This is a genomic window from Vicinamibacteria bacterium (assembly GCA_035620555.1).
Classification (GTDB): domain Bacteria; phylum Acidobacteriota; class Vicinamibacteria; order Marinacidobacterales; family SMYC01; genus DASPGQ01.
The window spans coordinates 1-12261 of the sequence record DASPGQ010000402.1 but is presented as its reverse complement, the minus strand read 5'-3'; the positions used below and the strand labels follow the sequence as shown (position 1 = coordinate 12261).

Here is a 12261-nt window from a genome sequence, read left to right as displayed (position 1 = left end):
GCTCTGGAAGCCCTTGCTTCTCGCACTGCCCCTGTTCCTCCTGTCGGTGGGGGCGCTCCTAATCCAGGCAACCACGAGTGCCCTGCACGCGCGTTTCGTGACGAAGCCGCGCTCCCGCTGGGAACGCTGGAAATGGGTCGGCCTTACAGGCTGCCTGCACCTGCTTCAACCGCTGGCACGCTTGTGGGGCCGCCTGACGGCCTCACCGCGTCATGCGTCGTTACGGGGTTGGGTCTTCCCTGGGCCGCGAAGCTGGAGCGGATGGACCGAGAAGTGGCGAGCCCCGGAGGAGCGGTTGCAGTCTCTCGAATCCGTCCTTCGAGCCGATGGCCAGCTCGTTGCTCGTGGAGGCGAGTTCGACAGTTGGGATCTGGAAGTTCGAGACGGAATGCTGGGCTCGGTACGCGCCCTCATGGCGGTCGAAGACCACGGAGGCGGGGCCCAGTTGGTCCGGTTTCGTCTGTGGCCCAGGCTTTCCCGGGTGGCGCTCACCATGCTCGCGATGCTCTTTCTTCTCGCCGCTCTCGCGGGCGCCGACGGAGCCTGGTTGGCCTCGATGATCCTTGGCTCGATTGCCTTCGCCTTCCTGACCAGCGCATTCATCGGTTGGGGTCAGGTTACCGGTGCCTATGTGCGGGCGGTCGAGCAAACGGGGGTCGCACAGGAAGCGTCGTCTCGATGAAGTCCCGCGATCTCGCCGTCCTGCGCTGGCTGATCCAGGAGGCACGGCCTTACTGGCCCCACATCGTTGCCATTTTCCTACTCAGCCTGCTGGCGACGCCGCTCGCTCTCCTCACGCCGGTGCCGATCCAGATCGCTGTCGACAGTGCCATCGGTTCCGAGCCACTGCCCGCCTGGCTCGAAGGCGTGTTGCCGCTAGACCTCTCCCGCTCGCCAACGGGCGTGCTCTGGCTGGCGACGGGCCTTTTGATCGGGATTGCGCTCCTGAATCAACTCCAGGCGATGGCCGCTTCGGTGCTGAGCACCTATACGGCGCAAAAGCTGGTCTTGCGAATCCGCGCGAAGCTCTTCCGCCATCTCCAACGACTCTCGCTTTCCTACCACGACTCGAGAGGCACGTCCGACTCCGCTTACCGGGTGCAGCACGACGCCATCGCCGTGCAGTCGCTCCTGATCGACAACTTCATCCCTTCGGTGACCGCGTGCTGCACATTGGTTGCGATGCTCTACGTCACCTATCGGCTCGACGCGCAATTGGCATCGGTCGCTCTCGCGGTATCACCACCGATCCTGTTCCTCGTGCGCAGCTACCGCCCGCGCATGCGACGGGAAGCGCGACAGGTGAAGCGGTTCGAAAGTGCCAGCTTTTCCGTGGTGCAAGAGGCGCTCGGCGCATTGCGCATCGTCAAGGCCTTCGGCCAGGAAGATCGCGAGCAGAAACGTTTTTTGGATTGCTCGAACGAGAGCCTGCGGGCGCAGATACGTCTCGCCCTCGCCGAAGGCAGCCTCGGTCTCTTGCTAGGTCTCGCCATGGCCCTGGGCAGCGCCGCGGTCCTATATATCGGCGTACGCAACGTCAGGGCGGGCACTCTCACTCTGGGGGAGCTCTTGTTGATCATGACTTACCTGGCGCAGCTCTACAGCCCGCTGAAGACCCTGGGCCGAAAGGCGGCCAGCTTGCAACGCCATCTGGCGAGCACCGAGCGGATGTTCTCCGTCTTCGACGAGACACCGGACATCATCGAGCGAGCCGCCTCGCGCCCGATCGCTCGGGCGAAGGGCGCGGTGACGCTGCGTGGCGTCACGTTCGCCTACGATCCGGGTCATCCCGTCTTGAGCGACGTCTCGATCGAGATCCCTGCCGGCACCCGCGTAGGCGTCGCTGGCGAGACCGGTGCAGGCAAGACGACGCTCATGGGCCTCTTGATCCGCTTCCACGATCCGACCGCCGGTCAGATCCTCCTGGACGGAGTCGACCTTCGCGATTACAAGGTGGCCGACCTCCGCGCTCAGTTCGCCATCGTTCTCCAGGAGTCCGTGCTGTTCTCGACCAGCATCGCGGAGAACATCGCCTACGCCAGGCCCGACGCGAGCGAGGAGAGCATCGTTAGTGCGGCGAAGGACGCGAACGCCCACGACTTTATCGTCCGCCTGCCGGACGGCTACGAGACCCAGGTCGGCGAGCGCGGCCTGCGGCTTTCCGGTGGAGAACGCCAGCGGATCGCGCTGGCGCGGGCTTTCCTGGTCAATGCCCCGATCCTCATCATGGACGAGCCAACGAGCGCGGTCGACGTGAAAACCGAGGCCGGCATCATGGAAGCGATGGAACGCCTCATGCGCGGTCGGACGTGCTTTCTAACGACCCACCGGTTGACCACCCTGGCCAGCTGCGACTTGCTTCTCGTCCTCGACGGCGGGCGGCTCGTCGACGTTCGATCCGACGTCAAGAGCGCCGTCCAAGCGATCGCTGCGGGCGGAGCTCCCAGCCATCGATGAAGAAGGTAATGACTCATGCGGGGATTGACTGAAATCGAGTCGAGCTCGAGCACCGGGGCCGAGGGCCAGAGAATGCCGCGTCTCCTGCTCGTGGGGCTCTTGGCGGCGGCGCCCGTTACGTTCTCCACAGTAGCGATGGCGGAAGCTCAGGAGCCGGGGGAATCGAAGAACTTGCTCATCCCCCGGGTCTCTCGCGCCCCGACGCTCGACGACTTCATCGAAGGTGTACCTCGGGAAGCAGAAGCCCGGATCTCCGGTTTCCAGCAGCGCAAGCCAAGAGATGGGGACCCCGCCAGCCAGCACACCGACGTCTATCTCTCCTATGACGATCGGAACCTCTATGTCGTGTTCGTGTGTCGTGACGACCCCGCGCTGGTTCGCGCCAATCTCAGCCGTCGTGAGGACATCTCGGGCGATGACAGAGTAGGCCTTTACCTCGACACATTTCTTGACCGTCAGCGCTCTTACGCGTTCATCACCAACCCTCTCGGGATCCAGAACGACGGCGTACTCGTCGAAGGACAGGACGAAGACTTCGATTTCGATACCCTGTGGTACTCCGATGGACGTTTGACCGAAGACGGGTTCGTGGTCTGGATGGCGATCCCTTTCAAGAGTCTTCGCTTTTCCGAGGAAGCGGTACAGCGTTGGGGCATCGCTCTCGAAAGAAATATCGTGCGCGAGAACGAGGAATCTTACTGGCCCCATATCACCGACGAGTTGCGCGGTTTCGCCCAACAGTTCGCCACACTCGGCGGAATCGAGAACGTGGCGTCGACCCGTAATTTGCAGCTCATCCCTTACGGCGCGTTTGCCGGCGCCCGCCTTTTGGATCGCCGGCAGGCCGACTACGCAACGAGCACCGACGGTCGAGTCGGGCTCGACCTGAAGTACGTCCCCCGGGACAACTTCACTCTCGACGTCACCGCCAACCCCGACTTCAGTCAGGTCGAATCGGACGATCCTCAAGTGACCGTGAACCAGCGATTCGAGGTGGTCTTTCCCGAAAAGCGTCCCTTCTTCCTCGAGAACGCCAATCTCTTCAAGACTCCGTTCGAGCTCTTCTTCTCCCGCCGCATCATCGATCCGGGATACGGAGGACGAGTCACGGGGAAAAAGGAGCGGTGGGGCTACGCCGGCCTCATCGCCAACGACCGCGCCCCCGATGGGGTGCTGGATACCGACGACCCTCTGTTCGGGGAGCGAGCCAATATATTCGTGGGTCGGGTCCAGCGCGATGTGGGGCAAGCCTCCAACCTCGGCGTCCTGGCGACCAGTCGCGACTTCGGTTCTGGTGCCAATCGGGTCGCGGCGTTCGATACGAGGCTGGAGCTCAACCGGAACTGGCGTTTCGAGGCTCAGGCCGGCTACAGCTTTTTCAGAGACGTGGACGGTGACGAGCAGAAGGGCTCCGCCCTATATACGAGCCTTTCTCACCGCAATCGAAACCTGGTGTACAAGGCCGAATACAGTTCTCTCAGTCCCGACTTCCATACCGACCTCGGCTACATCAAACGTACCGACATTCGAGAGTTCAGCCAGTACTTGTGGTATCGGTGGTGGCCGGGTCACGAGACGCTTCTCAGCTACGGACCCACGTTGAACGCCTCTGTCGAGCACGATTTCGAGAACAAGCTCCAGGACTGGTATTTCGATGCCGCGTTCGAGGTCGAGCTCACGGGACGCACCTACCTGAGCGCATCCCGAACCGAAGCCTACACGTTCTATATCAACGAGTTCCGTTACCATCGCAACATCGGGAGCGTGTACAGCGCGCCTAAAAGATGGCTCTCTCTGTACGCCTACTACAGCCAGGGTAGCGACGTGAATTATTCTCCGGCTCCAGGGCTGGAGCCGTTTGTCGGGGACGCGAAGGATGCCACCTTCGAGGTCACATTGCGCCCCACTTCCCGACTTCGTGTCGAGCCGCTCTACCTCTACAGCAGCCTCGACACCCCCAAGCGCCTCCGGGGATTCGAGCCCGCGCAGCGATCGCTATCGCGTCCGATCTTCAGCAATCATCTCTTTCGCTCGAAGCTGACGTACCAGCTGACGCGCGAGTGGTCCTTTCGTCTCATCGTCGACTACTACGTACTCAACGCCGACCCGAGCCTCATCGAGGCGAACTCATCCAAGAGATTCAAGACCGACGTCCTGTTCACGTACTTGCTCAACCCGGGAACGGCGTTGTTCATCGGCTACACCGATCGCTACGACAGCCTCGAGCTCGTGCCCGGCCAGCCCAGGCGAATCGTGGCGACACCGGGCCTGGGAACGTCCACGGCACGCCAGATCTTCGTGAAAATGAGCTACCTGTTCCGTCAATGAGCGTAATCGAGGGGCTTCCGCAACTCCTGGAAGACAGCGGGCATGTAGGCCTGCTCGAGCTACGGGAGGGACTCGCGAAGCTCGTCAATGACACCGGCGGCTCGAGCCGATTGATCGACCAGAAGCGTTTGAAACGGCGAGTCTATCGTTTGAAGTTCGAGATTGATGACCGTCTCCACTCGTTCATTGTCAAGCGGCTAGAGTCCTGCGTCGCCCAGCGTGTGCAATTAGTGGCGAATCGGTGGCTGCCGGCCCTGGGCCTTGGTGAGAGTGGCCCACCGCTGCTGGCCACCTTCGCCGAGCGACGGGGCGATTGTGTCTGGCACGTTTACGAGGATCTAGGTAATTGGGCTCTGGATGCAACGCACCTGGATCCATCGCGCGTCCGTGCCGCCCTGGAATTGATTGCGCGGGTCCATACGAGCTTCGCCGATCACGCTTTGCTGGGAGAGTGTCGCCAGCACGGCGGTGACCGGGGCATCTATTTTTTCGGATCGAACTTGCGCGATGCGATCCATGGCCTGGAGGCGCTGTCGGAAGACGACCTCGAGCCCGCTACGGGATTTCCGGGCGTGCGTGACCGTCTGCTGGAGAGACTGCGGGGTCTCCTGGAAGAGGAGCCCCATCGCGCGCAACTTCAGGCCGAGCTCGGTGGAAGTGAGACGTTGCTCCACGGCGATCTCTGGACTACGAACGCTTTCGTATTTCCTTCGGACGACGGTCCGCGTGCACGGCTGATCGATTGGGATCACGTTGGAGTGGGACCGGTCGGGTATGATCTTTCGACGTTTCTCTTCCGCTTTCAGATCCAGCACCGGCCATGGATCCTCGAGCAATACCGCGATCTCGTTGCCGATGCCGGCTGGCGTTTGCCGAGGGTGCGGGATTTGAATGTGTTGTTCGAGACCGCAGAGTTCGCGCGCTATGCCAATCGTGTCATTTGGGCTAGCATTGCCCTTCTGGATCACGAGGAGTGGGGTTTCGACGAGCTGGCAGACATCGAACGGTGGTTCGAAGATTTTCGGCCAGCGCTCCCGGAATAGGATACGGCGCTAACAGCCAGAGGAAGGCGGCTCAACGCCCTTCTCGAGCGCAGTGTTGAGCAATCCCTCGAGGATTGGCCTCGAGTCGAATAACGACTCGGCAATCTCCCTTGCGGCGCGGCAATTCCGCTCGTAATCGGAATTGATCGCCTCGAAAGCCGCGAGCGCTTCTTCCATTGTAGTGAAACGGTACAGCCCCTCGTTGTTGGGCAAGTAGGAGCTCGGTCCAGTGTTCTGTACGACGACAGGCTTACCGCTGGCCATATAACATATCGAGCGGTCGCTCACCCAAGCGTTCTCGAATCGCATGCAAGAAGGTTTTGCGCAGCTGAACTCTCCCCGGGAACCTCGTATATACGATTGATACTTTTCTGGACTTCCTACTACTTGGGATGCGTCACGAACCCGCCAGCCGTTCCGCTCCAGGTTCCGTCGATCCTCATCGGCTTTTTCCAGATTAAGCGCCAGCTCCAGTTGCTGATTCGTTAATTGCGGCAATCGTAGGAACTCCATGAAACTCACGCGCTTCGTATTCTCCCAGAGGCCGCTTTCGTCTCTGATCCAGTCCCTGGTGAGCCAATGCGAGACCGTCGTGAACGCCCGGCAATCTGGGTCGAAACTATATGGCCATAGATCGAGGCAGATTGGAGGCGAGATGTGCATCCATGACAGGCCACAATCGGAAAACCTTGCGGCAGCTGTTCCCACGGTCTCGCCGATGGTGAAGTAAACATCGTGCGGGCGCACGCTCAACTGCCCCGTCGAAATCCAAAATTGCAGCAGGCCAGGGTCGATGTCCACCAGTGCCGTCCGGGCGAACCATTCAAGGAGACTGGGGTTCATATCATATTGAAAGTTGAGAAGCAGGTCGGCGCCTCGAAGAAGTCGACGCGCTTCGGAGTAAGAGACGTTCAAGAACTCGTATCGGGTCTCTTCGGTGGACTGATCGCTCACGTACAGGATCGTCTTTCCACCAAGCCCGTACTGGTCCATGCGTTGGTAAAATGTCTCGAGCCCTCCCTCGTCCGCGTGCCCATCCCCAACTTGACTGATTTTTTCCAACCAAAGGACGTCGACCCCGAGTCTTCGAAGACCTTGAGCGTACTGCATGTAGACCCAGAAGTGTCCACCACCTTGGGCATAGGACGCCACGTTGCATGCGGAAATGACGACGCAGGTCACGATGATGCTCTTCCTCCTCGGTGCGGTGCGATGATTGGGGTACCTGTGGGTAGAACGTGAGAACGAACTCTGGATCCCGGCGGGGCTTCGGCGAGATATTCGAAGCATTTCGTCATGATGCTCTATCCTAGTATCCGCCGCCTATCCCTCTCGTTAGAGCATGGACAACATACGAGCAAGCCGCGATTCGTAGAGCGGAAGAACCGACAGCATCCAGTTCTTCGACCGCTCCTGCGAAGCACGGTTGTACATGGTTGCCTTTTGCTCTTCGAGTAGCGGCGCTCCTGAAACGATCCTGTCCCCAGAGGGCAGGGGATCCTCGAGCGCCCAATTCACCGCGAGAAGCATCCGGAAGATTTGGCCGACGAGTGCGAGGCGTTCGAAGAACGCAAGATTCCACTCCGACCAACGTTCGTGAACCGTCTTCCAATAAGCCTCGACGCCATCGCGCGAATCGACAACAAGTGTGGACTTCGACCGCGGGGCCCCAGGTGTGGCAATCAGGTGTGCGATATCCGTCGCCGGGTTACCCCAGCCTGCGACCTCCCAATCGAACGGCAAAAGAATGTTTCTGCCGTGGCTCGATCGAACGCAGATATTCTTGGGAACGAAATCGCAATGAACGAGGGTCGAAGGGATACCCTCGCAGGCGGATCGAACCTCGTCCCAGCGGGACTCCAGCGCATCGCATTGGCTGGTCAGTTTCTGAAAAGCCGTTGCATCATCCCCGAGGTGAGCCCATATCGGTCGCCGGAGCTCGATCGTGCTGCGTATCGAACGAAGGTAGGCTAGAAACCAGTCGGGGCTGCGATCCGGCAAAAGGTGCGGCCTTCGGAGATTTGACGCCGAAGTATGTAGCTCGGCAAGCCATTTCGAAACGAGAATCTGATGTTCCGTCGTGATGGGCGAGTATTTCTCTTCTCCCGCGTCCTCGATGAACAACCAATAAGCGTCACCCCGCGCGTCCTTGGTGTGACCGTAGTACGAGGGGGACGAAATTCCGAGACGAGGCAAGAGGTCCTTGTAGACGTGGCTCTCCACGAGATCTTGGCATCCTTTCGCGATCACGTTGCTGCGCCCTGGACCCGTGCCGACCAGCCGGAGCACGTTGGGTCTTCCGTTCAGCCTGCGCAGCGTCTGTACCGCGATGGGTAGCTCGCGTCTTTCGTTGATTTCCATCCAGGCCACGACCGCTGGATTTTCTGCGAGATCGTCAGGGCATGCCGCGATCTCGCCGTCCTGCGTGGTCATCAGCCGGTCCCCCATTGAGCTAGAAGCTCACCGACTTTACTGTCGTTCAGGCTTACCGAATACGCCGAACGGCGCTTCGATTACATCCCCCCGATGACCGCAGACGCGAACCGACGGCGGTCACCCGTTGAACATCATGCTATGGAAAGTGAACTGAGTCAACGACTACGTATTCTTGTTCAGTAAGGCGTGTCATGCCTGTACACTGAGATTCGGTGCGCGGGGGGTGCCTGGGGCTCACTTTCTGAACACGGAGGTCAACATGCGGGTACGAGCGAGTGTTCTTTGGATAGCGGGTTGGTTATTCGCTTGCGGCTGGGCGAGAGAGGCGCGGAGCCAAGCAGAGGCGACGCCATTCTCCATTTCTTCGGTTCACTTCGAGCAGAACGCGACCGACGGGGACGTCGAGGTCGTTTTCGAGGTTCGGGGAGGAGCGGACGGGCTCGCGGAGCTCACGATCGTGTCTCCCGATGGCCGGACCGTGATCGATTTCAAGGCTCCCGACTCGTCCACGATGGGTATGCGGAGCTTTCGGTTCGAATCCCCAGAGCCTTCCGATGTCGAGCTTCTCGAGAACGCTTATCCGGAAGGAGACTACGCGTTCTCGGGGAGGACGTTCTCTGGTGAGAAGCTCGCTGGCACGTCCACCCTGGGCCATGGGCTTCCCCAAACGGCGACTTTCCGGGTTCCCGCCGCGGATGCGGAAGGCGTCCCGGTGAAGAACCTGGAAATATCGTGGGGCGGAGTGAGCGGAATTACATCCTACCATCTCGAGCTCGCGCAGGAGGGATCGGACACGAGCATCTCGGCCGTCCTGCCGGGAACGACCACGTCATTCCGCGTGCCCGACGGTTTCGCGCAGGCCGAGACCGAATATCAGCTCTCCATAGGGACGGTGGACGAAGAAGGGAACATCTCGTTCGTCGAGACGTTCTTCAAGACCGGCAAGTAGAAACTGTAAATGTCGCCGACAGTCGGCGACAGATAAGCAAAAAATTCGATCCGCGACTTCGAAAGTTGTTGAAGTAACCGCCGCGTCTATGGTACTCCTAGCAACGTCAGTTAAGCGTGAGGGGGGATAACACACGCTATGATGCTCATACCCGACGGGGTTGAGCTTCTCCGAACGAGAAGCGACTGCTCGGTTCCCGAGCAGGATTGGATCACCGGTCATGTTGGCGAGGATTTTGTGCGCTCGCATAGCCGCGGGCGTAAATCAGACCTCGCCCGCAACTCAGACCAGCTCGGCGGCGCGATCATCCCGCGCCCTTTCCTCTCTCCGCAAAGCGTAGCGCTGCATGTCGCGAGGCGGTTGACTGTCAAGGAACACTTCACGACGCGCAGTAACGTTCTTACACACGCCTCCCCCAAGGCAAGTCTACAGCGGCGGACACGTCGCGTGCGGTTCGCAGTATAGGTCAAGGCTCAAAAATCGATTAGACAGTGCGGGCTCCCCCGGCTCGGCAGTGTCGGATTGGATTCGGTCATGGGTTCGATAGCGATGTCGGTGCTGGGAAACCTGCAAGATGAGGGAGGTCTAAAACGATGATGCGTTGGATGATTCACTCGAGTATGCGGCTACGACTCGTGGTGCTTGCCGCTGCGGCACTGGTGATGGTGTTCGGCTTCACGACGATGGACTCGATGCCCCTGGACGCATTGCCCGAATTCTCGCGGCCCTACGTCGAGGTGCAAACCGAGGCGCTCGGGCTCTCCGCGGACGAAGTCGAGGCGATGATCACGACGCCCCTGGAAGCGGACATGCTGAACGGCACCCCCTGGGTCGAGGAAGTGCGGTCCCAATCGATACCCGGGCTGTCGTCGATCGTTCTCGTCTTCAAGAAGGGGACCGACCTCATGCGGGCCCGGCAAATGGTGCAGGAGCGGCTCACGCAGATATTCGCTCTGCCCAGCGTGTCCAAGCCGCCGGTCATGATCAACCCGCGTTCGTCGGCAAGTCGGGTGATGGAGATCGGCCTCTCATCGGAATCGCTGTCTCTCATCGAGATGTCGGTGCTCGCCCGCTGGACGATCGTGCCCCGCTTGATGGGTTTGCCCGGTGTGGCCAATGTGTCCATCTGGGGTCAGCGACAGCGACAGCTTCAAGTTCAGGTAGACCCTGAAAAGCTGCGTGAGAAGGGCATCACCCTGATGCAGATCATCTCGACATCGGGCAACGCCTTGTGGTCGTCACCGCTGAGCTTTCTCGAAGCCTCGACGCCCGGCACGGGTGGCTGGATCGACACTCCGAATCAGCGGCTGGGCGTAAGGCATCTGCTCCCGATCACGACCGCCGAGGATCTGGCGAAGGTGACCGTCGACGGAGCGACCTCGATGCGTCTGGGCGACGTCGCAACCGTGGTGGAAGACCATCAACCTCTGATCGGGGATGCGATCGTCAAGGATGAACCGTCGCTCATGCTGGTCGTCGACAAGTTTCCCTGGGCCAACACGACCGAGGTGACGGAGGAAGTCGAGATCGCGCTCGCCGATCTGAGTCCCGGCCTTACGGGCTTGGAGATGGACTCGACGCTCTTTCGGCCCGCCACCTTCCTCGAGCTCGCCATGAATAACTTCGCCACGGCTCTACTCATCGGAGCAGCACTCGCGCTGGTCGTGCTCTTCTTGTTTCTCTCCCACTGGCGCGGGGCTCTGATCGCCGGGATCGCCGTGTTCGCGTCCGCGATGGCTGCGCTCACGGTGCTCTACCTCCGTGGGGCCGAGCTCAACCTGATGGTCTTCGCCGGACTCATGCTTGCTCTGAGCGCGGTCGTCGACGACGCCATCGTCGGCGTCGACGCCATCTCCCGGCGCCTTCGCGAGGCGCGCACCAACGGAAACGGCGGCTCGAGGGCGAGCCTCATCGCTGAAGCCGCGATCGAGTCACGAGGACCACTCTTCTACGCGACGGTGATCCTCGTGTTGGTCGTGCTGCCCGTGTTCTTCCTGGAAGGCCTTTCGGGCGCGTTTCTGCAGCCGCTCGTCCTCTCCTATCTGCTCGCGCTCTTGGCGTCGATGCTGGTGGCTCTGACGGTGACTCCGGCTCTGAGCGTGATGTTCTCGCAGTCAAAGGGGGATTCGCCGGCCAGCCAGACTCTCGGCACAATCTACGATGGGCTTTTCTCGTGGGCAGCCAAGACGCCGCGTATGGCCTTCATCGCGGTCCTGGTCATGGCCTGCGGCTTTCTCGCCTTGCCCGTCGTGCGACAGGAAACGCTCTTGCCGGCGCTCAAGGAGACGGATCTGGTCGTCCGATTCCAGGGCAACCCTTCGGCCTCGCATCCGGCGATGAACCGGATCACGCGCCTCGCGGGTCGCGAGCTCCGGGCGATTCCCGGGGTGCGCAACGTGAGCGCCCATGTCGGCCGCGCCATCATGTCGGATCAGCGAACCAACGTGGATGGGGCCGAGCTCTGGGTCAGCATCGATCCCACGGTCGACTACGACGCGACGGTGAGCGCGGTGAAAGAAGTCGTCGCCGGTTATCCGGGGCTTTCTCGTGAAGTCCTGACCTACTTGCAGGCGAAGTTTCGCGAGGAGCTCTCGGGAACCGGTGAGTCGCTCGTGGTCCGCGTCTACGGCGAGGACATGGGCATCATTCGCCAGAAGGCCAATGAGGTGCGAGACATCATGGCATCGATCGACGGGATCGTCGATCCGACGGTGCAGTTTCCGAGAGAGATGCCTATTCTGGAGATCGAAGTCGACCTCGAAAAGGCCAAACCATATGGTCTCAAGCCGGGCGACGTGCGTCGCGCAGCTACCTCGATCGTCTCCGGCGTCGAGGTTGGCGCGCTCTTCGAAGAGCAGAAGGTTTTCGAAGTCGTGGTGCAGGGCGTACCCAACACGCGCCATAGCCTGACGAGCATCCAGAACCTCCTGGTCGACACGCCCTCGGGCGGCCATGTTCGTCTCCAGGACGTGGCAGACGTCCGCATCGTGCCGGGGCCCGCGGTCATCCATCGGGATGCCGTCGCTCGTCGGATGGATGTGACGGCCA

At 60.7% G+C, this 12261-nt stretch carries 8 protein-coding genes; 6 read left to right on the top strand and 2 right to left on the bottom strand.

Annotated features, from left to right (window positions below; all coding sequences use genetic code 11):
- The 4 genes from VEK15_16420 to VEK15_16405 form a co-directional block, all read left to right on the top strand.
- Positions 1-682, top strand: a 682-nt coding sequence (locus tag VEK15_16420) for a glycosyl transferase (protein ID HXV62287.1), incomplete at its 5' end; no start/stop codon positions are given.
- Positions 679-2457, top strand: a complete 1779-nt coding sequence (locus VEK15_16415) for an ABC transporter ATP-binding protein (GenBank protein ID HXV62286.1) — start codon at positions 679-681, stop codon at positions 2455-2457. The genes VEK15_16420 and VEK15_16415, both read left to right, overlap by 4 nt.
- A 15-nt stretch (positions 2458-2472) precedes the next feature.
- Entirely contained in the window at positions 2473-4785 is a 2313-nt protein-coding gene (locus VEK15_16410) for a DUF5916 domain-containing protein (GenBank protein HXV62285.1), read from the top strand.
- Positions 4782-5828 (top strand): phosphotransferase, encoded by a 1047-nt coding sequence (locus tag VEK15_16405; protein HXV62284.1) that lies wholly within the window; start codon positions 4782-4784, stop codon positions 5826-5828. The genes VEK15_16410 and VEK15_16405 overlap by 4 nt, the downstream gene beginning before the upstream one ends.
- Before the next feature lie 9 nt (positions 5829-5837).
- On the opposite strand, the gene VEK15_16400 is transcribed toward VEK15_16405, so the two are convergent.
- Both VEK15_16400 and VEK15_16395 read right to left on the bottom strand, forming a co-directional pair.
- Positions 5838-7010: a hypothetical protein gene (locus VEK15_16400; GenBank protein ID HXV62283.1), complete on the bottom strand. Its 1173-nt coding sequence runs from the start codon at positions 7008-7010 to the stop codon at positions 5838-5840.
- A 153-nt stretch (positions 7011-7163) separates the two neighbouring features.
- Entirely contained in the window at positions 7164-8261 is a 1098-nt protein-coding gene (locus tag VEK15_16395) for a phosphotransferase (GenBank protein ID HXV62282.1), read from the bottom strand.
- A 262-nt stretch (positions 8262-8523) separates the two neighbouring features.
- Here VEK15_16395 and VEK15_16390 point away from each other — a divergent pair, with 262 nt between their 5' ends.
- Positions 8524-9213 carry a hypothetical protein gene (locus VEK15_16390; protein HXV62281.1) on the top strand — a complete coding sequence of 230 codons (690 nt, stop codon included), beginning with the start codon at positions 8524-8526 and terminating at the stop codon, positions 9211-9213.
- Between the two features lie 605 nt (positions 9214-9818).
- On the top strand, positions 9819-12261 hold a 2443-nt coding region (locus tag VEK15_16385; protein ID HXV62280.1), incomplete at its 3' end, for an efflux RND transporter permease subunit.

What these genes read in the sequence shown, in the direction of transcription:
- VEK15_16415 (HXV62286.1), top strand. Translation starts at nt 679, where the DNA reads ATGAAGTCCCGCGATCTCGCCGTCCTGCGCTGGCTGATCCAGGAGGCA.
- VEK15_16410 (HXV62285.1), top strand. Translation starts at nt 2,473, where the DNA reads ATGCGGGGATTGACTGAAATCGAGTCGAGCTCGAGCACCGGGGCCGAG.
- VEK15_16405 (HXV62284.1), top strand. Translation starts at nt 4,782, where the DNA reads ATGAGCGTAATCGAGGGGCTTCCGCAACTCCTGGAAGACAGCGGGCAT.
- VEK15_16395 (HXV62282.1), bottom strand. Translation starts at nt 8,261, where the DNA reads ATGACCACGCAGGACGGCGAGATCGCGGCATGCCCTGACGATCTCGCA.
- VEK15_16390 (HXV62281.1), top strand. Translation starts at nt 8,524, where the DNA reads ATGCGGGTACGAGCGAGTGTTCTTTGGATAGCGGGTTGGTTATTCGCT.